Here is a 25,201-nt window from a genome sequence, read left to right as displayed (position 1 = left end):
ACCGGGACGAGTGATCGACGGACCGGCTGGAGCGAGTGATCAGCCGACTTCGGTCGGCTTCGGTCGACTGTGATCGACTGCGGTCGGGAAGCGGCCCGGCCGGTCAGTCGAGGAGTCCGTCCTGGGGGCCGAGGAAGCGGTCCTGGGGGCCGAGGAGACCATCACGGGGGCCGGGAAAGGCGTCGCGGGGCCCGAGAAGACCATCGCGGGGACCGGGAACGCCTTCCCGGGACCCGGGAGGACCGCCCCGGGGACCGAGGAGACCGTCCCCGGCCGCGTCCACCAGGGCGGAGGTCAGCCCGCCGACCGCTGTGGCCGGCTCCTCTCCGCCGTCGGGCCCGGCCGCCCCCGAACGCTTCGACCGCTCGCAGAACAACAACCGCTTGACGACAGCGATGAGTTCGTTCGGCTCGAAGGGCTTGGGGAGGAAGGCGTCGACGCCGGAGGCGACGGCCTCGGCGACCTCGCGCTCGCCGCAGGCGCTGATGAGGGCGACCGGAAGGTGCCGGGTCCGGGCGTCGGCCCGCAACCGCTCGGCCGTCCTGATCCCGTCGAGACGGGGCATGACGACGTCGAGGGTGACGACATCCGGACGGACCCGGTGCACGACATCCAGACACTCGGCACCATCGGCCGCGGTCACGACCTCGAACCCCTCGAGTTCGAGATTGACCCTGATCAACTGCCGGATCACCTTGTTGTCGTCGACAACGAGCACCCGGCCGGACGCGCCTGACACACTAACGAGAGTAGGACGCCCCCGACGGCCGCGTCCGGGTTTTACCCACTTCCGCCCCGTGCGGGGGACCCCTCCCCCGGTGACACCCCCGGAAATACCTGTTCACGGGCACGCCCCGGGAGCTGGTAGTGTTCTACCCGTCGCCGCCGAACGCGGCGGACGCCCCCGTAGCTCAGGGGATAGAGCAACGGCCTCCGGAGCCGTGTGCGCAGGTTCGAATCCTGCCGGGGGCACCGCAGTTCAGGTGCCTAAAAGGCCCTCTGACCAGGCAACTAGCCAGGTCGGAGGGCCTGCTGTTTTGCGCAGCCGTATGCCACCTCACGCACCTCTAGGACACCCTCTGTGGGACATGCGTGGGATCGGACATCAGGTGTCATGTCAGACCAACCAAGACATACCAAACGCCCCGAGGGTGAACCCTCGGGGCGTTTGGTGTGATGATCATCACGCGTATTCGGCGTAGAAGTTCTCGACCTTCTGGTTGGCAATCGCGGCTCGGCCATGTATGCACTTCGCATACCGGGCCAGAAGCACCTCCACGGAGTTGCCAGCCCTCCGGGCGGCCTCCGTGGGGTCCATGCCCGCATTGAGCCAAGCCGAGAGAGCGGCGTGACGTAGGTCATACGGGATGCCTGCCAGCGGGCTCGCGACCAACTCCGGCGGAAGGCCAAACTCGCGCGCCTCCGACCAGACACGTCCATATGTGGACGACCCGACTACCCCTCCACGCTCGTTGAAGAACAGCCGCCCGTCGTCGGCGACCCCGAAGGTCTCAATCCCATCCAGAAGCATCCAGACCAGCACCGGAGGTAGGGGCACCACCCGGACGTCCTCCGGTGCCCGGTTCTTCAGCCCCCGGTCATCATGAACCTCGCCAGTTTTCGTCCACTTCTTCCCGACCGTGGGCCGCGTCCGGTGGAGAGTGGCCGAACCCCACCCCTCCTTGGGGAGGTAGCAATCCGGGAGCGCAAGGCCCACAGCCTCGGCCGGCCGGATGCCCGCGTAGTACATCGCCCCGAACATACCGACCAACCGACGACCGCGAGCCCGCCCAAAAGACCCTACGTAGGAGGTTGCATCAATAAGGTTCGCAGCCTGTCGAGGATTCGCGACGACGCGCGGATCAACTTCTACGACTTTCTTACTGGCCGTCTCCTTCACCTGGCCGACCGGATTTTCTGCGAACTCGCCGATCTCCGTCGCATAGTTGAGTGCGGCCACGAATCCCTTGCGCTTTCGCTTCGCGAATTCCGTGGACGCTTGGGTGCCGTCGAGCTTGAGCTTCAGGGCGTCGAGGACGGTATGCACGAGCTTCCTGTCGTCCAGGGCGCTCAGGGGCGGGGAATTCTCCGCAACCCAGTTGAGGACCGCCCGGGAGTCCGCGGGAATCTCGCGATCATTCGGCCCCGGGAGAACGAAAGCCCAGTCGCGCAGGGCGCGCTGTAGCGCCATGTCTGCGGGCCGGCCAGAGGTCTTGGGGAGGATTGCCTTGGTGACCGCCGTCAACGACTCGTTGATTTCGTCGCGGTAGTTCGGTGAGGCCATCGGCCATCGGCGCCCCATGTAGCTCAGAGCGAACTCGTACCAGGTTGGCCCCTGCGGCTGCTCCTCCATGGAGCCAGGGAGGCCGCTCTCCGTGTCGAACTGCTCGCCAGCTTCTTGGGCCATGAGCAACCGGGCACGCAGCTTGTCAGCCAGCCCCTGGGTGGCCCGTGACCGCGAGAAGGGACGGCCGGCCACGCCCCACCGCACCTCGAAGGTGTCCTTGCCCTGACGCCGCTTCGTCCTGACCTTCCATATTCGGACGTCAGTCGTTTTCAAGCTGCCAAATCCTCTCTTTCCTGCAGCCATTCGAGAAGGTCGCTACGCCATAGGCGCAGCTCGCCGTTAGGCAGTTTGAAGGAGGCTGGTGCGACGCCCAACTCCCTCCATCGATAAAAAGTTCTACGCGATACGCCGCCGAGCTCTGAAAGCGCCTCGGGAACCGTCATGAGCACATCACCCGCTCGCGACTTATTGCTCTGCCGCCTCCTCACGAAACCACCTGCCCGAAGCGGGGGTAAGCCACTGCCAGGGGAAAGCAGCCTCCGCAAGTCTGCGTCAGGGCAACGAGCACCGCAGATTTACGCGAGGACGGATTTTCATCGAGCCAGAACACGTCGCAGTTCCTAAGGGTTCAACCGAGCGAACCGGGGGGCAGGGGTTCCCTTGACTTCACATCCGTAGTCGGCCCTCGGTGGCCGACGGGAACAGGCGTTGCGATCTGGTCCACCGCCAAGCAGCCAGAGCACGTCCCTGATGATCCGGACGATCCCCGGTTTCGGAAACCGGGGATCGTCCGCTACATTGCGCCCTGCACTCAACGCCCCATCAGACCGGAAGGCTGTACCGGCGAACACCCCCGTGGAGTTCACGGCGGGACAAGAAGCCTTCTTTTGTCAGCCGTTCAAGGCCGACCTGGGCTGTCGGCGTTGAGCAGCCAACAGCCCTCGCCACCTGCCCAGCCGTCACTTCCGGGTGATTCGCCACCCATACAAGGATCTTCTGGCCGAGCTGAAGAGCCTGCTGCTTCTGGGCGATAACGAAAAGCCCGGCGGCGCAGAGGCATAGGCATAGGGCAGTCGAGACGCTGACAAGATCATCCTGCAGTGACGCCGTAACGGCGTTCGTTGCCCCCACGGCAAAGAGGACTGGGCAGACGTATCGAAGCGATCCGAGTGGTGACAGGGAAGTCTCCTGAAATAACCAGGCAGCCTGTTGGCGGCGGATAAATCGGCGGGTGTGTAGGTTGACATGCAACCGCACTTTGTTCCAGTCCTGCCCTCAGGATTCCTGTCTGCCATGAGCGAATGGCCAACCAGATTGAATCGGATTTGCCACAAGACGACCCTCGGCTTACATGACCTCACCCGGGCGCCTCTAAGCCGACAGGCAACGGCGCCTCGCTGCGCACATGTGTCCGATTTCAGCTCTACTGCCGCCTGCTGGACCCCGGTTAACTCAGACCTTCGCCCGGAGCCGGGCGGGAGCGACTGAGGGGAGAGTGCAGATGAGCAGCGGAGCATCCACTCCGGCAGCGGGGACCAGTCCCGCGCTTCTGATCGCCGTGGAGGAACTGGCCGTGGCACACGACCGCAGTGAGTCCGAGCGGTCTGACGTCACCAGCTCGCAGAACAGCGCGGGCGATGACGGCGAGAACCGCGACCTGAACCTCCCGAAGGCATAAGGAGGAGCCCGTGGAGCACCGGCTCGTCACCCATATCGAGAAGGCTCTCGGCTGGGACGGGCCGGGCGCCGTGGGGGCCGCGTTCGCGCGCGGCCGTCTCACGGACCCGGACCTGCCCGCCCGGCTGCTGACTCCGCACCGGCTGTTGGACCTGATCAAGCGCCGCCACCTGGCCAACCCGCAGCTGCGCTGCTACGCCGAGGGCGAGGAAGTCCACCCGTCCAACTATCTGTCCATGAACGTCAACCGGCGGCGGCAGTCCGTGAGCCAGGCCGACATGGCAGCCCTCGGGCGCATCCTCAGCAGTGGCGGCACGGTGGTCTTGGACCACGTGGACTTCTTCGATCCGACGTTGGAAATCGCCTGCCGCGCCCTGGGGTGGTGGTCGGGCGAGCTGACCTCGGCCAACGCCTATCTGGCGGTTGGGGACACCGACGGGTTCCACCTTCACTGGGATGACCACGAGGTGATCGCCGTGCAGCTGTCCGGCGAGAAGTCCTGGGAGGTCCGCGGGCCGTCCCGGCCGGCGCCGATGTACCGAGACGCCGAGCGCAACCGCACCCCTTCCGAGGAGGTGCTGTGGAAGGGCACCATGCAGGCCGGGGACGTCATGCACATCCCCCGCGGTTTCTGGCACACCGCCACCCGTCTCGGCTCCGGCAGCGGTGGCCACTCGCTGCACGTGACCTTCGGATTCACCAAGCGCACCGGAGTCACCTGGGTCAACTACCTCTCCGACAGGGCGCGCTCCGACGAGGAGTTCCGCCGCGATCTGGAAGGCACCGGGGACACCGGGCCTCAGGAGCTGGCGGACAGGCTCAGTGCCCTGGCCGCTGCCCACAGCCCCGAGAAGTACCTGGACGAGCTGCGCGCCAGCACCCCGCCCGCCCGCCACATGCCCCACGTGGCCGCGTTCGGCCGACCGGACGGCGTCGCCGCGGTCACGGAGTTCGCCCCTTCGATCGTGCGCTCCGGCGGCGCGGTCCAGGTCGTCGGCGGCGGCAAGCGGCTCACCTTCCACGAGCGCGCGGAGCCGAGCCTGCGCACGATCCTGTCTGGCCACCCGGTCCAGCTCGCCGGTGCCGACGAGACCACCCTCACACTGGCCGATCTGCTGATCACGGAGGGGCTGTGCGAACCGCTGACGGAGACATCATCCTCGGGCTACACCGGTCTGGTCACCCCCGTGACGTACTCGAAGCAGCCGCAGACCTCGGCGTAACACGCCTCGACACCGCCTCCAACTACCTGCGCCACCGCTCCCACGAGACCTTGAACGCCGTGGCTGGTGACCTCTTGTCGAAGTTCACGGTCTCCACCAAGGTCGCGTACTTCCCCGACGGACACTCCCTCGACCCGGCCCGGCTGCGCGCCGCCGTTGAGCGGGCCGCGAAGGACCTCGGGCGGGAACCGGACACGGTGCTCCTCCACAACCCCGAGCACTCCCGCCCCGCCGCCGGACTCCTGTCCCAGGCGTGCGCGGCCCTGGCAGACGCTGCCCAGGCGGGACTGTGCGGCGGGTGGGGGGTATCGAGCTGGGACCCGCGCCCGCTTGTCGGCTTCGACGTGCCCCAACCGGCTGTGCTCATGGTCAGGGCCGGGCTGCTCGTCGGCCTCGACGTCCTCGAAGCCGCCGAGGCCCTCGCCGCGCGGTGGCGGCCGTCGCAGGTCTGGGGCATGAGCCCCTTCAACGGCAGCACGACCGAGGCAGTCTGGGAGCGCTTCGACCCTCGGATCTTCCTCCGGGACGGACCGTCGGTCACCAAGGTCCAGGCAGCGTTCCGCTCCGCCTACCACCTGCCCCAGGTCAACGCCGTAGCGGTCGGCACCGACGATGCCGGCCACCTTCGGGAGCTGGTCGATGCCCTCGCCCACGAAGTCGACCACCACGTGGTCACCGAGTACCGCCGGCTCCTTCAAGGGCGCCGTCAGAGCGACTGAAGCTCCTCCACCCCGCGCTGCGCCGTCTCCCGGGCGGCCCCCAGCCGGGGGTCGTCCGGGTCGGCGTGGGGGCCGAGGATCTTCGCGGCAACGTACAGGGTCATTAGCCGGCCGTCCCGGCTCTCCAGGTCGGCGCGTCGCTCGCGGAGGACGCGGTCGGCAAGTGCAGGCACGGCGAGGGATGCGCCCCACAGGCTAGCCGCGTCGAGGCCACGGGGGGCCATGCCCCAGTCCTCCCAGTCGAACATGCAGAACGCTGGTGCGGTGATGTTCGCCCAGTTGAAGTCGGCGTGGGCTGGACGCCACTCCCCCAGTGTGGTGTCGACGTCCGGGAAGACCGCGCGGATCGTGGCGGTGACGAGCTCCTGCGTGATGGTCTCGGTATCTGGCGACGCGATCCGGTTGGTGGGCTGCGCGGCAAGCGCGTCCAGCGAGATGTTCATGTCGGCCCACCACCTGTCCGGCAAGCGCGGGTCCCTTGTGATCACGGCGCTGCCCGCTGGTACACCAGGCAACAGCTCCGTCTCGTCCGCCCTCCACATCACGGGCTCCAGTTCGTCCCGCCACGCCACCCCGGCGTACCAGCGAGGCTTCGCGATCCCGGAGAGGGCCTCTGCGGAAGCTGTCCCGTCGGCGCCCTGGACACCGACCCGGTCGAGGCCCCGCCGTTCAACCCGCACCCATGTCTCACGGCCCGTACGAGCGCCGACCGACCGGCGCTTGCGCACCACGCTCTCGCGGTCCAGTTTCGTGCCCACCGACCGTTCGACCCGTTCCAGCACGGCTTCCACCGGCTCCTTGCGCAGATCCACCGAACGCAGCGTCATGCGCTCGAAGTTACCAAGCCAGCGATCGGGATGTGCCTGAAGTCGACCGCTCTGGGAGAGCTCCTGAATACGGTGGTGGAGGTCCTCTCCATGTGGACCGTCCACCATGCCGGGTGCCGGGTACCGGCGAACAACGGTAACGGCTCCAGGTCCCACGTTCGCAGCGTCGCCCAGCCCGCTTTAGGAAGCCCGAACCTGGCCGATGAGGCGAAGGAGAGTACGAGCCGAGCCGAGGTCAGACACGACTTGGTCTGCCCCTGCTGCTCGCAGCTGCTCTTCGGTGGTGGTGCCCGAGGCGACCCCGATGACCCTGGCACCGCCTTCCAGACCGGTGCGTACGTCTTCCAGCGAGTCGCCCACGATCACCGTGTTGTCGCGATCGAACCGGCCTCCGTGCTTCGCGGCTGCCCGGTCTTGGGCGATGCGTACGAGAGCCGGCCGGTGGGGATCGTCGGACGCGTAGCCGCCGATGTCGGTGTCGAGGTAGCCGATGAGGCCCAGCGCGGACAGTTTGGTCTCGGCGCTGCCTCGCAGGTTTCCCGTGACGACGGTCGGGATCAGGTGCTCCGCCTGCTGAACCGCGGCCAGCGCGTCCACGGCTCCGGGCATGATGACCCCCTCGGCGGCCAGCAGCTCCCGGTGGCCGGCCAGGCGGTCGGGGAGCTCGGCGACGATGCGGTTCGCCAGCGCCTCCACGCTCTTCTCAGGAACATGGTTGACGCGCAGGAGCTCGCGGACTGCCAGGGGCATGGTGACTCCGGTGCCGCGGGCCGGCAGGGCGGTCGGGGGTCGACCGACGACGCTGGTAAAGGTCTCCCGGTACACACGCCGGTCGATGTCACCGGTGTAGACGAGGGTGCGGTCAATGTCCCACAAGACCAAGATCATGCGGCACGCTCGTTCATGACGGCCTGACCATGTTCCAGAAGCTCTCGGACGGGAACCACCGAGGAGTAGCGGCGGGCTTCGGCGAGCATCGCATCCAGGTTGTCGTCCAAACGTGCGGAACGGACTCCGGTGACGAGAGCGAGGACTTCGTGTCCGGTCGCGGATCCGGCGTCGACGTCGCCGGCGCGCATCTGGGCGGTGGCGGCGCGGGACAGGAACTGCGCGCGGGTGCGGATCTCATCCGGGCTGAATGCGTCGCGGGCGTCAGCGAATGCCTGGGCGGCCTGGTCGGGGCGGCCCAGATCGAGCAAGCAGCTGGCTGTCTGGCCCATGATCTCGCCGGGGTTGATCCAGTAAAGCCAGTGGGGGTCGTCCTCGCCGCGTCCCTGGGCGCACAGGGCCTGGGCCTCCTCCAGGGCGATGCGGGCCTGGCGTTCCTCGCGCAGACGGGCATGCCCGCGGGCCTGGCGGGTGAGGAGCATGGCGTGCAGGGCGGGCGCGTCCTGGTCGGCGATGACCTGGCGGGCGGTGCGCGCGGCGGTGATCGCGTCGCGGGGGTCGCCGACGGAATAGCCGTGGATGGCGATGAAGGACAGAGCCCCGGCACGCAGCCTGCTGTCGCCGCTGGCATGGGCAGCGCGCAGGGCTCCGAGGAGAAGGTTGCGGGCGACGTCGTGGGCGCCGCTGTCGAAGTGGTACCAGCCGGTCTGGATCGCGGTGTCCGCGGCCACCGCCGCGAGGCGCCGGCCGGTCGCCTCGGTGAAGTCCCCTTCCTTCAGAAGCCGGAGGAGGACCTTGAGGTGTGCCGTGGCGGCTCGGGCGAGGTTGCCGCTGCCGTGGTTGGCATCGGCCTGACGCAGAGCGTCGGTGGTCGACTGCAGGCTCGTGAGGAGCTGGTCGGAGACGCTGATTCCGTTCCGAGCGGTGGAGGCCACGGCCTCAGGGGGGGCGATGGCTGCTTGCAGGATGTACTGCGTGAGGCCGGCCCCCCCCAGGGCGATCACACTGCGGCGGTTCAATCCGGTCATGGCTCCTCCGACGGCTGCGTCCAGTGACGTCACCATACGAGCCGTCGTCCACGGCAGGGCCGGGTCGATGGCAGCGCTGAGCCGCTGCGATTCAGCCTGCGCGAAGGGGGTCAGGAGGAGCGGGCGCAGGTCGGCAGGAAGCCCAAGTCCGGTCAGAAGGTCGATGATCGCCTCTCGGCCGTTGACCTGTTTGAGACCGCGCTCCACATCCGAGATGTAGCCCTGGGTCAACCCGGTCAGCTCGCGTACTGCTTTCTGGGAGAGCCCGGATCGGCGACGCACAAGGCGTACGACAGTCCCGAAATCCCAGGCAGCAAGGGCCTTGTGTACTTGCTCGTCGCGCCAGGCCCGGTCCGGGATCGTCGGTGCCTCATCAGTCCGGGCGCAGGCAGCGCACCGCGTATCCGGGTTGTACCGGCTAATCGGCAGCCCGCACCGCACACACATCCGCCCAGGCGCCTCTGACATGGCCACCTCAGCTCCCCTGGTCGTGATCCAGCTCGCCCCAGCCGTGAGAACAGGCTAGGCGGAGATCGATATCGCCGCAGCGATATCGCTGCGGCGGTGCCCTGCCAGCCGGTGCGAATCCAAACTCATGGCACTGAACCCGTTACTCCCCGTTGAGCTTTGTTGCTTCCGGGCCGTTTTGATCCGCTGCTCCAGAAAGGGGATGCCTCATGAAACGAGGACACAGGGCCGTGTCCGTATCACGCGGCAGGCGTCTTCGGCTACGCGGCGATCTCGGCGCAACGCACGCGCCATTGCGGTGCAACGGCCGGTGCGGGCGAAACAGCTTGCCCTTGCCGTATCGCGTCGCAGGCGCGACCGGCCGAGAGGGGGCCCTGAAGACGGATCTCGCTTCACGGCCGCTCGCGAGCGTCCCGCCAGTAGTTCTGCAGCATGTCGGTCGGCCACTCCGGCTGGCGGACGGGGCCGCGGGGCAGCATCTCCCGGAAGACGGGCGCCAGGTCGATCACCGGCGTGTCGTCATCGGCGTCCAGGTCCGTGACGTGAAGGTCCCGGCCCTCGACTCGCAGCAGTCGGGGGTACGAGACCCCGAGGCGGGCCGGGCGGCGGTGGTTCCGGTGCACGAGGCCGCCGGTGGCGGGCCACTGGGGGTTTCCCCGCGGGCTTCGCGGTTCGAGCTCGATGTCGCCGTCCGTTCCCAGGTGGAAGTGGAAGAGCACCTCGATGTGGCTGAACTCGTCGATCCCTTCGAGGGCGCTCTCAGGGACTTCCGGGACGAGACGGATGATCGATTCGACGCCGGCCTTGTAGTCGTCGAGGCGACCGGTCTGGCCTCCGACAACGGTGGCGATCACCGGAACCTGAATGTAGTTGCTGACTTTGAACACGTACTGCCTCTCCTGACATGGCCGCCGTCCGAGGACGGAGGTTCCTTGATCCGGGCGTCCGTACGCTATCGGTCAGCGGGCGGCGAGCACTGCGCGCGCTTGGGCGTCGAGTTCTGCTGCCGGGCTGCCGCCTCGGTTTCGGAACGGGCTCAGCGCTCGGCGCATCTGTACGACGGTCTCCCGAGCGCGGCCAGACTGCACCCCGGTCATGGCGTCGAGCGCCTGCCGCCATGTGGCGCAGGCCGCGTCGAGCTGCCCTTGCCGGACCTGTACGTCGCCGAGGTATCCCAGGGTCACGGAGTGGGTGCGCTTGAACTGCGCCCGGCGGGTGCGGACGCTGCGTTTGAACTCCCGCTCGGCGCCCTTCAGATCGCCGAGGTCCCTCAGCGTGGCACCGGTTTCGTGGGCAAGGCTGGCCTCAGCGAAGAACCAGACACGCTCCGGTTCCTCGCCCTCGTCGGTGGCGCGTCCGAGGTCCTTCTCGGCTTGGAGGAGCGCGGCTGCGGCCTGTGGCTTGTGTCCGGCGGCAGCGAGCGCCCGGGCATGCACGACGCCCAAGAGGGCCTTCTCCCGCCAGCACGCCTCCCGGTAGCGGCGGCCGGAGAGGGATCCCTCCGCCAGGCGGATGGCCTCGGCCGGCTGCTTCAGGTCGACCGCCTGGTGGGCCATGGCGCGCAGCACGTGTCCGGCGAGGGGGGCGTCGCCGGCCTCCTCGGCGAGCTGGGTCGCCAAGGTCAGCCACCGGAGCGCGATCGGGTGCTCGCCCGCGTCGAAGGAGGTCCATCCCGCGAGGTAGGCGAGTTCGGCTGCCGCCGAGGTCATGGCCCGGCGCACATGGTCGGTGGGGAACCGGCCGGAGAGAAGCTCGACGACGTCGGTGCGCAGGTAGGCGACGAGTGCGGTACGCCCCACACCGTGGCCGCCGCGCTCTTGGTCCCGGCGGGAGAGGAACGTCGTCATCTCGCGGACGCTGGCGACGTCGTCGAGGGTGACGGTGCGTCGCGAGAGGGGCTTCCTGGCGCGGGCGCGTTCCGCAGCCTGGTGCCATTCGGCCTCGGAGGGGAGCACCAGGCCCGTAACCGAGTAGGCCGTCTGCGCCAGCACCCGGCGCCGTTCTATGTCCATGTCCGTGCTCCCGAGGGTGGCCAGCGTGGTGAGGGCGTCGACGCTCCACCCGGGTGCCGGCGGCGCGGCTCGGTCTTCCTGCTCCAGCCCGATGTCGGCGAGCGTGATGACGCGGCCAAGGCCCCGGGTGAGCGTCTCCGCCAAGATATGCGGTGCCCGGCCCTCGGGGATCGCGCCTCCGATCCATCGGGCGATGCGCGACTGGTCGCATCGAAGCAGCTCTGTGGCGCCGTTCTCGGCGGCGACGGCTCGGAACCGGGCAGCCAGTTGCCGCTGCGACAAGCCGAGTTCCTGGACGAGAGCGTCCAGTTTGGTGTTGCGCATCCGGCTCACGTGCGTGCGCCCCTGTCCCTGAAACGATCTTGCATCACGTGCATCACCTCGCTGGGGCCGCCGGGATACCCGCAGGCCCGCAGGCGCGGTTTCCTCGTCAGGACGATATTCCTCCAACCCCCGTGCGACGTAAAGAAATCGGCCTTGTCACGCCTATGGGCGAGGACGGTGACCGGAATTGGCCCTTGCAGGGTCCAAGAAGGGGAGCTGATGAACGTGCACGACCCCGCGGCCGACCTCCGTCCGCCCTGCACTGCGACGGTAGTGCACGCCCGGAGCCCGCAGGAGCACGACATTGTGGGCGAGCAGCCACGCACCCCGTCCCCCACCGAGCCGACGTCGTATGACGGGCGCCCGTTCCAGGCCGTTTCGGTTTTCCCGGCGGACCTCTCCCTCGTTTCCGAGGCTCGCCGGGAGCTCCACCGGCTGATGTGCTGTGTCGGGCTTTCCTCGGTCGCGGACGACGTCGCGCTCGGGGCCCAGGAGCTGATGGCGAACGCGGTGGAACACGGCTGCGGCAGCCAGCCGGCAGGGGAGTTCACCGTGAAGGCTTCTCACCTGCGTGGGCGTGTCCGTGTCGAAGTGCACGACGCTTCGGACGAATGGCCGCGCCTTCGGCCGGAGAACGGGGACCACGAGGGGGGGCGCGGTCTGATCCTGGTCGACGCCGTGGCCGCGAACTGGGGAGTCCAGCCAGGAGCACCGGGCCGAGGGAAGACGGTCTGGATGGAGCTGGACGTCCCGCCCGTGCTGGCGGAGGGGTTGTGATGCTGGCCGCGAGCAGCGACGTGAGCACGATGGTTTGGGCGTTGACGGCCCTCCGCCAGTCCGTTGCGGATGACCCGCCGGACGACGACGAGGTCCTGCTCGCCGCCATCGACGTTGTCATGGACCCCTGTCACGCACCGACGTCCCCTGCGGCTCCGACCGCGGCCGGCGCCTTTCTGGACCGCCTCCCGTACCGACCGCGCCGTCGTAGGGAGGTCGCCTTGAAGGCTGGCGCGCTCTCCGAGGAGGACGTGGCCTGGATCAGCTTCCAGCTCAGGCGGGCGACCGAGCCGACCATCAACCGAGCGACGGTCCGGGTCCGGCCTGTTCCGACCCGGCTGATCGCGCAGGCGCGTGCGCTCCACCAGGGGATGCCCGAGGGCGATGACACCGTCGGTTACCTGCGCCGTTACGCCCAGGTGCTGCTGGATCTCCTGGACCTCGTGAGGGGTGACGCCCCATGACGCCCCCTCTCCCCGTGCTCGCCGACCCCACCCGTTCCCTCCTCTCGTCCCGTTGCCGGAGCATCATGACCGCCGACTTCGAAGCCGCTCCCGACCCGCAGAACGCCGAGCCCGTCGGCGACCCGACGCTTATCCGGCTCCGGTCGGATCTGGCGGCGCTGAGGCGGCTGGGGAAGCAGTACGACGGGAAGTCCGGTGACACAGAGGACGTGCTGCGGCTGGTGACGCCCTGGCTGCCGGTCGCCGAGGGGCGCCTGCAGGCCGCGGAGGGTTCGTCCGCCGACCAGGCCCGCTGGCGGAGCCTCATCGACGAGGTACGCGCCAGTTCCGAAGCGGACTTCGTGACGGCGAGCTCGGCGGCGCGGTCGCTGCTGCGGGGGCTGGTGGAGGCGTTCTTGCCGGGGCCGAGCGTGAGCGAGCTCGCGGACCGCGTGCGCAGGGGAATTGCCGACGGCGCCCTTCCGCCTGGAACCCTGCTGTCGCGTCTGCGCATCCTGGCGGACGCAGGGCTCACTTCGGCCTCCGGAACCCGTGTGGATCTCGCTCTCCAGGACCTCGCGGCCGACGGCCTGGTCGTGGTCCGTTACTCGAACCAGGTCCTGGTGGCGGGCCCCAGGAGCGCGTACGACCAGGTCACCGTCGCGGCCGACTTGCTGCGCGTACTGGTGTCCACCGGCGTCTATCCTCTGATGTCACCCCTGCCCGTCCAGCAGGATCTGTCCCGGCTCCTTGCTGCCGAGAGGTCGGTCGTCAGCCGGGCCTTGCGCCGGCTGCACGAGGAGGGGTACCTCTCCGTCCAGCACAGCAGGCGAGCGGTGGTCCGCCCGGTGCCGCCGGTCCCGGTGAGCGGGCCGCCCACGCTGGAGGACTTGGTCGGGCGGCTGCGCAGTGCGGCGCCGTCCGGTACGAGTCTCGACCGCGCCGGCCTCCGAAAGAGCTGCCGCCGGGCCAAGGTCTGGTGGCACCGCCGCTCAGCCCCCGACGCCGAATCGCTGCGAGAGGTGCGCCAGAGCCTGGTCGCCTCCGCCGCGGACCTGCTTCCTCTCGCCGCCCGCCGGCACCCGGATGACCCGGACGCACACGCCGCCCTGGGGTTCACCGTCACCGCCGCGCTGCACGACTGGCCGGCGGAGCGGGAGATCGAGGTCTGGCGTCTGGCGTGCGTGGCCACCGCCGTCCTGGACGTCCTCGACCTCGCGGGGGATGCCGCGTGAGCGCCGACCGCCTGCCCCAGACCCGGAGCGTGATGAGTACCGCCCCGATGCACCCCTACCTCGCGCGCGAGCTGGTCGCCCGGGCGAAGGAGGCTGACGAGCACTGGGCCCGGCTGGCCCGGATGCAGCCGGCCGACCAGCAGATCGGCGCGGCCCGCCACATCGATCACGGCAACGCCGCGGTCCTGGCGCGGGCCGTCGCGGACTACGGGTGGCCGGGCGTGCCGCTCGTCGGAGAGGAAGGTGCGAGGGCCGCGTGGCGCCTTGCTCTTCGTGCCGATACCCGGGCCGACGTCCAGCGGCTCGCCTCCCGGCTGATGTACGACGCCGTGGGCCGGGGTACCGCTTCCCTGTCTCAGTGGGCTCACCTCTACGACCGGTGTCTCGTGAACGCCGACCTGCCGCAGCTCTACGGCACCCAGTACCGTCTCGGCCCCGACGGGCCCCAGCGGCAGGCGGTGTCCGACCCGGCCGGCGACCTCGACGCGCGCCGGGCCGCCGTGGGACTCCCGCCCGCCAGCCTCGCGCTGCGCAGACTGCGCGACCGCCTGACAGCAAGCCCGTGCTTCGGCGACACGGCACCCGCTGCCCTCGTGGGCGCGGCATGACCGCCGCTGCCGCCCCGGACGCAGCCGTGAGCCTCCGGGAGAAGGCGCGGGCGCTCGCGGAGGAGGTTCTGGTGTGGGCGCCGGACGGTGAGGACCGGCCGCCGCTGGACCGGGCCGTCATCGCGGTGCACCAGCTCAACGCGTACGGGGAGCGTCTGCGCGACGCGGTCCGGGCCGGTGTGCGGCCGGACTCTCCCGACCGCACGCTGGCCGTCCTCGGCGAGGCGCACAGGCGGCTCGGCCAGCCGCTGACGTCCGCGGTGCCGCCGTTCGTCCTCACGACCGACACTGCCGTCCGCCGGGCGCAGAACCTCGCGCGCCTCGTGGCCGGGCTGCTGTCCGCCCTGGACGCCGCCCCTTCCACTCCGCCCGGTCTGGGCGGAAACACCACCAACACCCCTTGAGAGAAAGGACTTTCCGATGAAGTTCGGTACCACGGCGGTACTGCTTGCGGGCGCGGCTGTGGCCGGCGTCGGCGTGGCCCGCCTGCTCCAGGAGGCGAAGCACCAGCGGGAGCGGGTCGACATCGCCCTCGCCCGCAACCAGCTCGACTGGCTGGAGAAGGTCTCCACGGACCCCGCCGTGGCGGCGACGTGGGCGCCCGCCGGCATGAAGCCCGAGGAGTACATGGGGCTGATGTCCGCCAACCACATGATCTGCACCCTCAGCCTGCGCGACCGGCTCGGCCGCGTGAGCAGGCACCAGCTCCGCCTCTACGCCTCGATGATCATGCGCAACGAGACGGCCCGGCGGTACTGGGACCGGTTCGGGGACCTGCGGATCCAGGAGGCCCTGGGAGACCCGCGGGCCGAGCGGCTGAACGACGCCCTGGAGAAGGCCGCGGACGAAGCCGTACGGGCGGCCGAGCGCGAGACCCAGCCCGCCGCCGCCTGACGCGGAGGGGGGCATACCGCGCCGTCCTGACGGCGCGGACCTGAACCGGGGCCTTCCTCGCCCGAGGGAGGCGGCGCACCCGTCCGCGCCCCGGCCGCACCTCCATGGGGGAGCTCGCGGCCGGCCCTCCCCCCTCACCGGTACCGGGAGCCCGGGGCCGGCACGGCATCCCCCGCCCCCAAAGCACCCCTTTTGTACCGACATGACCGTCAGTGGAAGCGGGGGCGGTGTTCTGGCCGCCCGCTTCGTGCGGCTGGCGCCGGCAGACACGGAGGAGAGCGATGACCTGGTGGGGAGCCCTGTTCGTCGCCGGGTTCTGCGGGGCGGTCCTCTTCCTCGTGGAGATCGCGCCCCGCCTGCCGGGCCGGCGCCGCGCCGACGCGGGAACAGCGCCACCACCGACCGACCAGCACGCCCACGACGACCAGAAGGGAGCGCCTTGACCATGAGGCCCTCCTCGACGATGCGCAGAAGCACCCGCACGGCGCTCTCCGCAGCGGATCCCCGTATGCCCGCGCCCGGCCAGGCAAGATCCGGTACGCAACAGCTCCCCCGCGTCCGCGGAAAGGGAGCGGGGCCCGACCAGCCGATGCTCCTCACCCTGCGCGAGGAGCTGCGCTCGGGCGTCTGGCGGCCCGGGACGGTGCGTACCCAGACCGGCCTGCGGACCCGCTTCGGCGAGACCCACCTCATGACCACGGCCGTGACCCGTGTCCTGCGCGACGAGGGCCTGGTCGCGCTCGACGGGCTCCCCGGTGTGCGAGCCCTCGGGCCCGAAGGTCAGCCGGCCCACCGCACCAGCACCGCGACCGACGAGGTCGTGCAGGCGATCCGGAAGCGGCTCACCGACCACACCTACCAGCCCGGCGAGCAAATGCCGCCCCAGCAGTCCCTCGCCATCGAGCTCGACACGTCACGGACGACGATCCAGCTCGCCTTTCTCCAGCTCACGCTGGAGGGGCTGCTGCGCCGCCACCAGGCGGCCGAGAGGCCCGGGACGTACGTCCTCGACCCGTCCCGGGAGGCTCGGGAGGCTCTTCTCCTGGCCGATCTGCAGGTGGCGATGCGCCGGGGCGGGTGGACGTGGGCGGAGTACCCCGACGCCGTCGAGCGCGCGCTGCACGTTCTCGTCGGCTCCGCCGCACGAGCGGGGGCTGAGCCGTGACCGACACCTTCACCGTGATCGCCGCCCTGCTGACGCTCGGCCTGGCGGGTGCGAGCGCCCGGCACAGACAGAAGAAGCCGGCGCCTGCCTTCCCGACCAGGCGGAACGGGTCTCCCTCCTGCACCGGCTTCCTCGCCGACCGCGCCGCCGCCCCGCTCGACCTCGGAGTGACCTGACCGTGTCTCTTTTCTCTCTCCGCCGACCGGCGGACCCGGCCGTCGTACGGACGGCGACCAAGCTGAAAGAAGACCTCGCCGCGCTGCGGCGGGTGACCACCCGCCGCGCCTGGCCGGCGGCGGCCGTCGCGGAGGCGCACCACCACATCTATGCCTCGACGCAGCCGTGGCTCAGTCTGGCCCGGACCCGGCGCGACACGACGGACTCGCCGGCCGACCGGGCCCGGTGGGACATGTGGATCGCGGCGCTCACCCCGCCCGAGCAGTCGGTCCGGGGCACCTACGCCCAGGCGTGCGTCCTCGTCGGCCAGGGCCGGGAGATGCTGCGGGCGCTGCGGGAGACGCTCGCCCCCTGTCCCTCGGTCGGGTCGGTCGCCAACGAGATCGAACGGCTCATCCGGGCAGGGGCGCTGAAGCCCGCCGCCCGAGTTCCCCGCAGGTCGCTGGCCAGGCGCCTTCGGGTGCCGGCCGTGTACGTCGACCTGGCGCTCGCGGACCTGGCCGCGAGGAAGCTGGTGGAGATCCGCGCCAGCGGGAGCGCCGTCGTCCTGGACGCCGCCGCCCGCGTGAGCGCTCCCGGTCTCCAGCAGGACCCCGCCATCGACGAGACCTCGGTGGGAGCGGCATGACCACCCTCGTCCCCTCGCTCGTCACGGCTTCTCTGCCTCCCCTGGACCGGCAGGTTCTGGAGCTCATCGCCGAAGGCCACAGGGATCCGGAGGTGGCGGCCCGGCTCGGACTGGGGACCGTCACGCGCGTGCGGTCCCGGCTCGACCAGATCGCCCGCCACTTCGGTCTGGAGGCCGTGGTCCGGCCGCAGCTCGTCCACCACGGCTACGCCTGCGGCGCGGTGCCACCGCCCCCTCTGCGTCACCCGCTCCTCCTGGACGCGGACGCGTTCGACCTGGTCCGTACGCTCGCCGCCGGCAAGACCCTCACCGCCTACGCACGCCAGCGGGGAACGGCCTCCCACCAGGCCACTTACCTGTTGGAGAAGACCTCCGCCAGGCTTGGGGCGACGACGCGACCCTCGCTGATCCGGCACGCCTGGCAGCGGCAGATCCTCGGCCCCCGCCCGTTCGCCGCCGACCTCGCCGCCCTGCACGCCCAGCGCCCGCGTCCGCCGGAGACCGGGCGGTGGCTGATCGTGCCCCTGCTCAGCGACTACCGCCTGGCGGCCCCGGCCACCAGGCACTCCCCCACCCGGCACCTCGACATCGCCGACCGCGAGGAAGCCCTCGTCGCCGCCCGCTTCCTCGCCGACCGCGAGGGCTACGCCCCCCTGTGGGTCACGCAGCCCTCGCAGCCCGGCCGGCCGTACCGCGTGAGCTGGGGCCGGCGGACCGCGGCGGCCCAGCCGCGGCACGGCTTCGACGCCGAACCGGTCCAGGGCCTCCGGTCCGCCTGACCCCCGGCCGCGTCCGGCCTCGCTCGCCTCTGTCCCCTTCCTCTCTTTCTCGTTCAAGGACTGCCTCATGTGCCAGCACCAACCCGCCTGCCCATCCGCTGTATCCTCCGACCGGGAGGCGGCCAAGCCGGTCGCAAGCCACCCCGAGCAGGGCTGGACCCTGCTGTGCAACGGCGTCCTGCTCTTCGAGGACACCGGCGAGCTGCTGCCCGACGGCCGGATCATCGCCCCGCACCGCCCCACGACGGCGGTGGCCGCGTGACCGCCCTCCCCTACATCCCCCGCCAGCACACCGTCGGCCCCACGCCCGTCGCCGGCCCGCGGATCGAGGACCACGGGCTGCTGAGCGACCAGCAGGGCAGCGCCCTGGTCCGCCGGGACGGCACCGTCGTCTGGCTGTGCATGCCGCGCTTCGACTCCCCCGCCGTCTTCGCAAGCCTCCTGGGCACCGAGGAGCACGGCTTCTGGCAGATCGCGCCCGCCTGCCTCATGGAGGGCACCGCCGTCCCCGGCTCGGGCCGCCGCTACATGGGCAACTCCCTTGCCCTTGAGACCACGTGGGTCTGCGACACCGGCACGGCCACCGTCCGCGACTTCATGGTGCCCGGCGGCGGGTCCCCGCGCCTGGTGCGGATCGTGACCGGCGTGACCGGCAAGGTGACCATGCGGTCGCTGCTGCGGGCCCGCCCGGACTACGGACGCACCGTGCCCCGGATCGCCGTCTTCGACCGGCGGCACGCGATCGACCTCCCCCAGGACGAAGACGCCCGGCTGTGGCTCGACGCCGACGCCCGAGTGCGCGTCGAAGGCGCCGATCTCGTCTCGGACTTCACCGTCGCCGAAGGCGAGACGATCTCTTTCGGGCTCTCCTGGCGGGAGGGCGTGGACAGCCCGCCGCCCGTCCCCGTCGACGACGCCCTGCTCGGGTTCACCCTCGATTTCTGGGAGGAGTGGGCGGCCCGCTGCACCTACACCGGCCCGGACCGCGAGGACGTCGTCCGCTCCCTGCTCACCCTGGCCGGGCTCATCTACGCCCCGACGGGCGCGATCGTGGCCGCCCCGACCACCTCGCTGCCCGAGGAGATCGGCGGCACCCGCAACTTCGACTACCGCTTCGGCTGGCTGCGCGACACCGCCATCGCCGCCGGCTCCTTTCGCCGGTTCGGCTACCTGCGCGAGACGTTCGCCTGGGCGATGTGGGCGGCGCAGGCCGTCAGCAGCGCCGGCCGCCTGCAGATCATGTTCGGGGTCGGCGGCGAGACGGAGCTTCCCGAGCGGGAGCTGGACTGGCTGCCGGGGTACGAGGGATCGAAGCCGGTCCGTATCGGCAACGCCGCCGCGGGCCAGCTCCAGGTCGACGTCTACGGCGAACTCGCCATGGAGTTCCACGAGCTCGCCCTGGCCGACAGCAGCTGGTCCCGGCGTCTCGGCTCGCTCGTCGTCACGCTCGCCACGGAACTGGAGCAGGTCTGGGACCAGCCGGACTCGGGCATCTGGGAGATGCGCGGGCCCGAACGGCACTTCACCCACTCCAAGATGATGGCCTGGGCAACGTTCGACCGTGCCGTCCGCACCATCGAGGCCGGTCACGCCGACGGCCCGCTGGACCGGTTCCGGGGCCTGCGCGAGAAGATCCACGCCGAGGTTTGCGAGCACGGCTACGACTCCGACCGCAACGCCTTCACCCAGTCGTACGGGTCGCGGGAGCTGGACGCCTCACTCCTGCACGGCCTGCTCGCCGGTTTCCTGCCCGCCGACGACAAGCGATTCATCGGCACCGTCGAGGCGGTCCAGCGCGAGCTGGGCACCGACGACGGGTTCCTGCTGCGCTACCGGACCCACGGCGGCGAGGTCGGGCCCGACGGATTCGCCGGTGAAGAGGGCCGGTTCCTGATCTGCACGGGGTGGCTGGCCGAGGCCCTCGCCCGGATCGGCCGGCCCGACGACGCCCGCACCGCTCTGGCCAGCCTGCTCGCCGTCCGCAACGGGCTCGGCCTGCTCGCCGAGGAGTACGACCCCGCCACCGGCCGCCAGCTCGGCAACTTCCCGCAGGCGTTCAGCCACATCGCCCACCTCGACGCGACCGCCGAAATCACGGCCCTCGAAGCCTGCAGCATCGCCGAGCCGGCGGGAGCGGAGTCGTGACGACCAGGACCCGAACGCGTCCGGTCCTGAGCCGCTGGGACATCCCCCACTGGATGCCGGACAGCAGTCAGACCCTGCCCGCCCGCTGCGGCGAGGACTTCACCGCGATCCGCGTCCCGGCCGACCTCGCCCGCCCGGCGCTGACCGCACTGGGGCCGCGCACCGGCCCCGTCCTCGCCAACCGCACGACGCGGACCTGGCACTTCCTCCTGCCGTCCGACTCCGTCCTCCCGGCCGACTGGCCCCACGGCGTGCGGGTCATGCCGAAGGGCAGGTCCATAGGCATCCCCCCGCTGACCACGACCGGCGGCCTGGACGTCCACTGGGCCGTGCCCCCCGGCCTGGGCTCCACCTCGCCCGCCGACCTGCACCGCGTGCTGCGCGACCCCCGGCTCCTGACCGCCCGCGCCGCTCCCGCGCCGGCCGAACCGCCGACCGCTGCGACGGCGCCGGTCCGCGCCGCCGCCCCGGCCAGGCCACGCCCGCTCACCTCGGCCCAGCTGAGGGTCGGGCAACTCCTGCTCACCGGGGCGTCGGACGCGCAGATCGCCGAGGAGCTGGGCCTGCCTGTCGGGATCGTCCGCCGGCACCTGACCTCGATCGGCCGCCGCTTCGACGCCCCGACCGCTGCCCGCAGGGCCACCGCCCTGCTCGCGGGCGGCCACGTCTCTCCGCCTCCGGTGTCGATGCTCGCCCCGGACCTCGCCGAGACCGACCTCGCCGTCCTGCGCGTCCTCGCCGGCCTCGCCACGGAGGACGACCTTCCCGAAGACCTTCGTCCCACCGGTCTGTTCCTCGACCGCGTCGACGAGCTGCGTGAGCGCTGCGGCGCCCGCAGCGACCCGCACCTCATCGCCCTGGTCGCCTTCTGGGAACTCCTGCCCGACCTCATCACCCCCGCCGCCGCCTCCGGAAAGGAGCAGCTGCCGTGATCCGCATGGCTCGCTTACCCGCCCCCGCCACCAGAATCGGGTGGTCCGCCCTCGACCTCCTCGAAACCGTCCCCGGGCTCATGCTCCTCGGCATGAACGCCGCCGGCCTCGCCCTGACCGGAAGCCTGATCGCCGACGAGATCGGCAGCCCCCGCGGGCTCGCCGCCGCGTCCGTGCCGGACCTGGAGCCGCACGCCGAAGAGCAGCCGCAGCACGCGGCCAACGCCACGGCAGACACCAGCACCAGCACCAGCACCAGCGTCTACCGCTACGAGCCCCACATGCCGGGGCCGGTCCACCAGGACGTCCCGCCGACCCACGGCGCTCTGCGCGGGGAGGGCTGGTCGTGACCCCCGACCCGCTCGCCCCCTACATCGGCGACCGGCCGCCCACCCTGGACGAACTGGACCAGGAGCTGCGGAAGACCGCCGCCGAGCACCCGGCGTTCTGCGTCCTGTCCGAGATCGGCCGCTCCCGCGAGGGCAGGCCCATGACGATGCTGACCGTCCAGGGCGGCCCCCAGCACGTCCTCGTCCTCGGCGCCCCGCACCCGAACGAACCGATCGGACTCGCGGTGATCGCCGCCCTGGCCCGGTACCTCACCGAGCACCCCCAGACACGGGAAGACGTCTCCTGGCACCTCGTGGGATGCGCCGACCCCGACGGCGTCGCCGCCAACCAGGACTGGTGGTCGAAGACCTGGCCGCCGACGCTGGAGGACTACCACCGCGGCCTGTACCGGCCCGTGGCCGCCGCTCAGCCCGAGTGGACCTTCCCCGCCCCCGGCTTCGACGCGACCCTGCCGGAGACCCGTGCCCTCATGAGGGTGATCGACACCGTACGGCCGGCGCTGACCGTTTCCCTCCACGGAAGCGACTCCGGCGGGGTGTGGGCGATGGCCTCCCGCACCGAGCCCGCCCTCCCCAAGATCATGGGAGACCTGGCGGCCCGGTACGGCCTGCGCGCCGAGCAGACCCCGTCGGACTGCATCGGACTGCCCTCCTTCGGACCAGGCGCCTACCTCCTGGCGCCTCCCGCCGCCATCGAGCCGGACAGTTCTCACGGCAAGGGCGACGACCGCGAGTGGGAGCCGGCCGGATCCAGCAGCGCCCACTACACCGCCCGGCACGGCGGCCTCGGCCTCTTCCCCGAGGTACCGATGTGGGACTCCGACCCCATCCGGCTCTCCCCCCAGGAAGCCGTCGGCATCCTCGAAGACGCGCGCCACGTTCTCGGCGACCTCATCGCCGAGCTTGCAGCGGCTTCGGAAGAAGAGACCGTGTTCCTGGCCTCCGCGAAGGAGGTCCGCTCGATCACCCCTCTGATGATCCGGCAGATCCAGGAGAACCCCGAGGCCGGCCGCGACCAGGACCTCGTCCTCCTCGTCCCGGCGCGCGCCGCAGGCATGCTCCTGCGGCACGCCGACCAGCTCCTCGCCGCCGCCCCGGACCACGAACAGCTCCAGGCCCCGCGAGCGAAGACCGAGGCCGTCCTCCTCGCCTGGTGCCACCGGGCGGAAAAGGCCCTCCGGCCCCGGCCCATGCCGCTGTCGCGTACCGCCGGCTACCAGGCGGAGATGGTCCTGTCCCTGGCTGGCCTGCACCCGGCAGCGTCTGCCTCAACGCCCGGTCCGGAGCTGCGCGATGACCGTTGACGGGCCTCTCCTGGCCGGCCGCCACCGCGCCCAGGGCATCCGCGAGCAGATCAGCGTCCCGCTGATCCGGCCGACCAGCCCGGTGCTGCCCCGGGTCCGTTCCCTCCGGCGGCAGGGGGCCGGGTATGCCAGACGTCTACGCGGCAGTGCCGTCCGTCCGGACCGGAGCGGGCAGGGCGCGCAGGCGCTCGGCCAGTTCGGCGCCCGCACCGGTCGTTGCCGAGTCGAGGAGTCGGGTGAGGCGGGCAAGACGGCTGCGAGCAGTGGCCCGCAGCCTCGCGGGCGGAATGAGGTCCAGCACGTTCAGCGCGCGGCCGACAGCTGCCTCGGGAGCGTCGTGGGCTTCGGCGAGGGCGAGCACGAGGGTGGCCGCCACCCATCCCGGGGTGTGCTCCGGGGCTGCCGCAATGGACGTGCGGGCTACGCCGGCGGCCCGGTCGTAGCGCTCCAGGGTGAGGTGGGCTTCGGCGACGTGGAGGCGGTGCTCGGCACGGTCGTATCCGAAGCGGCCCGGGATTTCGACGACCGTCCGCATGATCTCGTCGCTCTCGCTGACGACGTCGTCCGCGCGGGAGGCGTCCCCCAGCGCGGCAAGCGTCGGCAGCAGGGCCCAGCCCAGGAGCTGGGCGCGGCGCAGGCCGGCGGGGGCGTGCTGGAGGCCGTGCTCGGCGTGTCCGCGGGCGTGGTCCCAGTCGCGTCGGGAGGTGGCGACCATGGCCAGGGCTCCGCTGGACCAGGCGGTGAGTGCCGTCTCGCCGGTGGACTTGCCGATGGCTCCCGCCAGGGTCAGGTGAGCGCGGGCGCCGGCGCGGTCGTCGAGGTGGTAGGCGAGGTTTCCGAGGAGGGCGGAGAGCCAGCCGACTTGCCGGTGCAGGCCGCGGGCTGTGTCCCGGTCGGCTGCGGCGACCACGGTGGACAGCAGGTTGCGGGTGGCCCGGACCTCGTCGTGGAGGGTGGACGGCGGGTGCTTGCTGTAGTTGAGGGCGTAGTGCTCCACTGCGGCCTCGGCCAGGGCGACGAGCGACGGCGAGCCCTCGGGCGCGTCCAGGACGGCCCACTGCACGGATTCACGGATGGCGGGCAGCCCGCTCTCGGTCGTCATGGATGCCTTTCGGTCGATGCCCTGTTCCTCACGCTGCCGCCGACCGTAGTCGAGCGGCAACGGAGCCGCGCACGTACTGCACCACAGGTGGTTCGTGGCGAGCCCGAGCTGGTCCGGGCGTGCCCCGTATGCCCGGGAGATCATGATCCGGTACTCGTCGCCGGGCTGCGCCTGCCCATGCTCGTACCGGCACAGCAGAGCCTGCGACAAGGCCGGCGGCAGCAGGTCGTCCGCCAGGTAGACCTGAGCGACCTCGCGGATCGCCTGTGCTCGGGACCATCCCAGAGCCAGGCGCCACGCCTCCAGCGCCGTGAGTTCGGGAATCGCGGCCCGGAGCACGGTGACGGTGCGCTCCTGGCTGTCGCCGTCTCGCTGGCACTGGGCCCGCAGCCGGGTCGCTTCCCGCTGGATCTCCGCCCGCCGCGCTCGCGATACCTTCCCCACCGTCCGCCCCCTCGTCGCCCTGCCACGTCCGCACCCCTCGGGATGCGGACGGGCTTTGACCGCAGCAGTCAATGTTCCTACAGCACACACTCAATGACTGCCCCTCAGCACGAGGCGCATCGTAGGAACCAGCGCTCCAACTGCCCTGAGCGACACCATTTCGCCGGACCAGCCCATGGCCGCAGGCGGATCGTGCGGGACGCACTCGTCGGGACGCGTTCGCCGGCCGCGCGGGGACCGCCGGCGCCCCAGGAATCCGTACCGGTACTGGCGACTCCCGAGCGAGGCGCCGGAGAGGGCCGCAGACGCCCTCGCTCCCTCCGTCACGAGAAAGGGACTCCCGTGGAGACTACCCCTGTTCCTCTGCCTTCCGGCAGGTTCACCATCGGCAAGACGTTCGACTTCGAGGCCGGTCACCGCCTCGCCAGCCTCCCGCCCGAGCACAAGTGCTCCCGGCAGCACGGCCACACCTACCAGGTCGAGGTCGTGCTCTCCGCGTCCTCCCTCCAGGGGCCGGGATTCGTGACGGACTTCGGTGACCTCGCCCCCTTCAAGCGGTACCTCGACAGCGAGCTCGACCACCGCAACCTGCACGAGGTCTTCGCCTTCGAGCCGACGTCCGAGCTGCTGGCGCAGTACCTGGCGGGCTGGTTCCTCGCGAACATGCCGCCGGGGATCGCCGGGCAGCTGGCCGCCGTCCGCGTCCGCGAGACCCAGCGGAGCTGGGCCCGGTTCGACGTGGCCACCCCGTGACCGGCACCGCAG

Annotated in this window: 28 protein-coding genes, 1 tRNA gene and 1 pseudogene; 21 read left to right on the top strand and 9 right to left on the bottom strand. The window is 70.8% G+C overall.

Annotated elements, in window-relative coordinates; all coding sequences use genetic code 11:
* Positions 1-211 precede the first annotated feature (211 nt).
* Positions 212-739 (bottom strand): annotated as a pseudogene (locus ACFYZY_RS03075) (response regulator); the annotation flags it as partial.
* Positions 740-900: 161 nt separating this feature from the next.
* Here ACFYZY_RS03075 and ACFYZY_RS03070 point away from each other — a divergent pair.
* Positions 901-972: transfer RNA gene (locus ACFYZY_RS03070), tRNA-Arg, on the top strand.
* Between the two features lie 211 nt (positions 973-1,183).
* Here ACFYZY_RS03070 and ACFYZY_RS03065 read toward each other — a convergent pair.
* Positions 1,184-2,590: a tyrosine-type recombinase/integrase gene (locus ACFYZY_RS03065; protein ID WP_388688953.1), complete on the bottom strand. Its 1,407-nt coding sequence runs from the start codon at positions 2,588-2,590 to the stop codon at positions 1,184-1,186.
* Positions 2,557-2,730, bottom strand: coding sequence for a helix-turn-helix transcriptional regulator (locus ACFYZY_RS03060; RefSeq protein WP_388688952.1), 174 nt, complete (start codon positions 2,728-2,730; stop codon positions 2,557-2,559). The genes ACFYZY_RS03065 and ACFYZY_RS03060 overlap by 34 nt, the downstream gene beginning before the upstream one ends.
* 1,058 nt (positions 2,731-3,788) lie before the next feature.
* Between ACFYZY_RS03060 and ACFYZY_RS03055 the strand changes: the two genes are divergently transcribed.
* From ACFYZY_RS03055 to ACFYZY_RS03045, 3 genes are read left to right on the top strand one after another with little or no spacing between them, the layout of a single operon-like run.
* Positions 3,789-3,965 carry a hypothetical protein gene (locus tag ACFYZY_RS03055; RefSeq protein ID WP_282693502.1) on the top strand — a complete coding sequence of 59 codons (177 nt, stop codon included), beginning with the start codon at positions 3,789-3,791 and terminating at the stop codon, positions 3,963-3,965.
* A gap of 10 nt (positions 3,966-3,975) precedes the next feature.
* A complete protein-coding gene (locus tag ACFYZY_RS03050) occupies positions 3,976-5,187 on the top strand; it encodes a JmjC domain-containing protein (protein WP_388688951.1) in 1,212 nt (403 codons plus the stop codon).
* Entirely contained in the window at positions 5,097-5,906 is an 810-nt protein-coding gene (locus ACFYZY_RS03045) for an aldo/keto reductase (protein WP_388688949.1), read from the top strand. Before ACFYZY_RS03050 ends, ACFYZY_RS03045 begins: the two co-directional genes overlap by 91 nt.
* On the opposite strand, the gene ACFYZY_RS03040 is transcribed toward ACFYZY_RS03045, so the two are convergent.
* From ACFYZY_RS03040 to ACFYZY_RS03020, 5 genes are all read right to left on the bottom strand, one after another.
* Positions 5,894-6,733: a hypothetical protein gene (locus ACFYZY_RS03040; RefSeq protein WP_388688948.1), complete on the bottom strand. Its 840-nt coding sequence runs from the start codon at positions 6,731-6,733 to the stop codon at positions 5,894-5,896. The two genes, ACFYZY_RS03045 and ACFYZY_RS03040, sit on opposite strands and share 13 nt — an antisense overlap.
* 180 nt (positions 6,734-6,913) lie before the next feature.
* Positions 6,914-7,621: an HAD family hydrolase gene (locus ACFYZY_RS03035; protein WP_388688947.1), complete on the bottom strand. Its 708-nt coding sequence runs from the start codon at positions 7,619-7,621 to the stop codon at positions 6,914-6,916.
* A complete protein-coding gene (locus ACFYZY_RS03030) occupies positions 7,618-9,117 on the bottom strand; it encodes a helix-turn-helix domain-containing protein (protein WP_388689359.1) in 1,500 nt (499 codons plus the stop codon). Before ACFYZY_RS03030 ends, ACFYZY_RS03035 begins: the two co-directional genes overlap by 4 nt.
* Before the next feature lie 392 nt (positions 9,118-9,509).
* Complete coding sequence (locus ACFYZY_RS03025) at positions 9,510-10,004, bottom strand: TrmO family methyltransferase (protein WP_388688946.1); 495 nt, start codon at positions 10,002-10,004, stop codon at positions 9,510-9,512.
* 72 nt (positions 10,005-10,076) lie between these two features.
* A complete protein-coding gene (locus ACFYZY_RS03020) occupies positions 10,077-11,453 on the bottom strand; it encodes a Tat pathway signal protein (RefSeq protein ID WP_388688944.1) in 1,377 nt (458 codons plus the stop codon).
* Between the two features lie 219 nt (positions 11,454-11,672).
* On the opposite strand from ACFYZY_RS03020, the gene ACFYZY_RS03015 reads away from it, so the two are divergent.
* The 16 genes from ACFYZY_RS03015 (at position 11,673) to ACFYZY_RS02940 (ending at position 22,890) form a co-directional block, all read left to right on the top strand.
* Complete coding sequence (locus ACFYZY_RS03015; protein WP_388688942.1) at positions 11,673-12,230, top strand: ATP-binding protein; 558 nt, start codon at positions 11,673-11,675, stop codon at positions 12,228-12,230.
* 221 nt (positions 12,231-12,451) lie between these two features.
* Entirely contained in the window at positions 12,452-12,694 is a 243-nt protein-coding gene (locus tag ACFYZY_RS03010) for a hypothetical protein (RefSeq protein WP_388688941.1), read from the top strand.
* Positions 12,691-13,908, top strand: coding sequence for a GntR family transcriptional regulator (locus tag ACFYZY_RS03005; RefSeq protein WP_388688940.1), 1,218 nt, complete (start codon positions 12,691-12,693; stop codon positions 13,906-13,908). The genes ACFYZY_RS03010 and ACFYZY_RS03005 overlap by 4 nt, the downstream gene beginning before the upstream one ends.
* Positions 13,905-14,516: a DUF6624 domain-containing protein gene (locus tag ACFYZY_RS03000; RefSeq protein ID WP_388688938.1), complete on the top strand. Its 612-nt coding sequence runs from the start codon at positions 13,905-13,907 to the stop codon at positions 14,514-14,516. Before ACFYZY_RS03005 ends, ACFYZY_RS03000 begins: the two co-directional genes overlap by 4 nt.
* Complete coding sequence (locus ACFYZY_RS02995; protein WP_388688936.1) at positions 14,513-14,920, top strand: hypothetical protein; 408 nt, start codon at positions 14,513-14,515, stop codon at positions 14,918-14,920. The genes ACFYZY_RS03000 and ACFYZY_RS02995 overlap by 4 nt, the downstream gene beginning before the upstream one ends.
* Positions 14,921-14,936: 16 nt before the next feature.
* On the top strand, positions 14,937-15,410 hold the full coding sequence (locus ACFYZY_RS02990; protein WP_388688935.1) for a DUF6082 family protein: 474 nt from the start codon (positions 14,937-14,939) through the stop codon (positions 15,408-15,410).
* 281 nt (positions 15,411-15,691) lie between these two features.
* A complete protein-coding gene (locus ACFYZY_RS02985) occupies positions 15,692-15,853 on the top strand; it encodes a hypothetical protein (protein ID WP_388688933.1) in 162 nt (53 codons plus the stop codon).
* A gap of 146 nt (positions 15,854-15,999) precedes the next feature.
* The gene (locus tag ACFYZY_RS02980) at positions 16,000-16,575 is read left to right on the top strand and encodes a GntR family transcriptional regulator (protein WP_388688932.1); all 576 of its coding nucleotides are present in this window, start codon (positions 16,000-16,002) and stop codon (positions 16,573-16,575) included.
* Positions 16,572-16,751 carry a hypothetical protein gene (locus tag ACFYZY_RS02975; RefSeq protein ID WP_388688930.1) on the top strand — a complete coding sequence of 60 codons (180 nt, stop codon included), beginning with the start codon at positions 16,572-16,574 and terminating at the stop codon, positions 16,749-16,751. Before ACFYZY_RS02980 ends, ACFYZY_RS02975 begins: the two co-directional genes overlap by 4 nt.
* A gap of 2 nt (positions 16,752-16,753) precedes the next feature.
* Positions 16,754-17,380: a hypothetical protein gene (locus ACFYZY_RS02970; protein ID WP_388688928.1), complete on the top strand. Its 627-nt coding sequence runs from the start codon at positions 16,754-16,756 to the stop codon at positions 17,378-17,380.
* Positions 17,377-18,159 (top strand): hypothetical protein, encoded by a 783-nt coding sequence (locus ACFYZY_RS02965; RefSeq protein ID WP_388688926.1) that lies wholly within the window; start codon positions 17,377-17,379, stop codon positions 18,157-18,159. The genes ACFYZY_RS02970 and ACFYZY_RS02965 overlap by 4 nt, the downstream gene beginning before the upstream one ends.
* 67 nt (positions 18,160-18,226) lie before the next feature.
* Complete coding sequence (locus ACFYZY_RS02960; protein WP_017236920.1) at positions 18,227-18,421, top strand: DUF5999 family protein; 195 nt, start codon at positions 18,227-18,229, stop codon at positions 18,419-18,421.
* A 14-nt stretch (positions 18,422-18,435) separates the two neighbouring features.
* Positions 18,436-20,304, top strand: a complete 1,869-nt coding sequence (locus ACFYZY_RS02955) for a glycoside hydrolase family 15 protein (RefSeq protein WP_388689357.1) — start codon at positions 18,436-18,438, stop codon at positions 20,302-20,304.
* The gene (locus ACFYZY_RS02950) at positions 20,301-21,236 is read left to right on the top strand and encodes a hypothetical protein (RefSeq protein WP_388688924.1); all 936 of its coding nucleotides are present in this window, start codon (positions 20,301-20,303) and stop codon (positions 21,234-21,236) included. The genes ACFYZY_RS02955 and ACFYZY_RS02950 overlap by 4 nt, the downstream gene beginning before the upstream one ends.
* A 5-nt stretch (positions 21,237-21,241) precedes the next feature.
* Positions 21,242-21,586, top strand: coding sequence for a hypothetical protein (locus ACFYZY_RS02945; RefSeq protein ID WP_388688922.1), 345 nt, complete (start codon positions 21,242-21,244; stop codon positions 21,584-21,586).
* Complete coding sequence (locus tag ACFYZY_RS02940) at positions 21,583-22,890, top strand: M14 family zinc carboxypeptidase (RefSeq protein WP_388688921.1); 1,308 nt, start codon at positions 21,583-21,585, stop codon at positions 22,888-22,890. The genes ACFYZY_RS02945 and ACFYZY_RS02940 overlap by 4 nt, the downstream gene beginning before the upstream one ends.
* A 136-nt stretch (positions 22,891-23,026) precedes the next feature.
* Here ACFYZY_RS02940 and ACFYZY_RS02935 read toward each other — a convergent pair whose 3' ends face one another.
* Complete coding sequence (locus ACFYZY_RS02935; protein WP_388688919.1) at positions 23,027-24,436, bottom strand: Twin-arginine translocation pathway signal; 1,410 nt, start codon at positions 24,434-24,436, stop codon at positions 23,027-23,029.
* Between the two features lie 342 nt (positions 24,437-24,778).
* Here ACFYZY_RS02935 and ACFYZY_RS02930 point away from each other — a divergent pair, with 342 nt between their 5' ends.
* Positions 24,779-25,189, top strand: a complete 411-nt coding sequence (locus ACFYZY_RS02930) for a 6-pyruvoyl tetrahydropterin synthase family protein (RefSeq protein WP_388688917.1) — start codon at positions 24,779-24,781, stop codon at positions 25,187-25,189.
* The last annotated feature ends 12 nt before the right edge of the window (positions 25,190-25,201 follow it).

Source organism: Streptomyces sp. NPDC001744 (assembly GCF_042892575.1).
Taxonomy (GTDB): domain Bacteria; phylum Actinomycetota; class Actinomycetes; order Streptomycetales; family Streptomycetaceae; genus Streptomyces.
The sequence above is the reverse complement of the archived record's forward strand: the minus strand, read 5'-3'. Positions and strand labels throughout refer to the sequence as shown.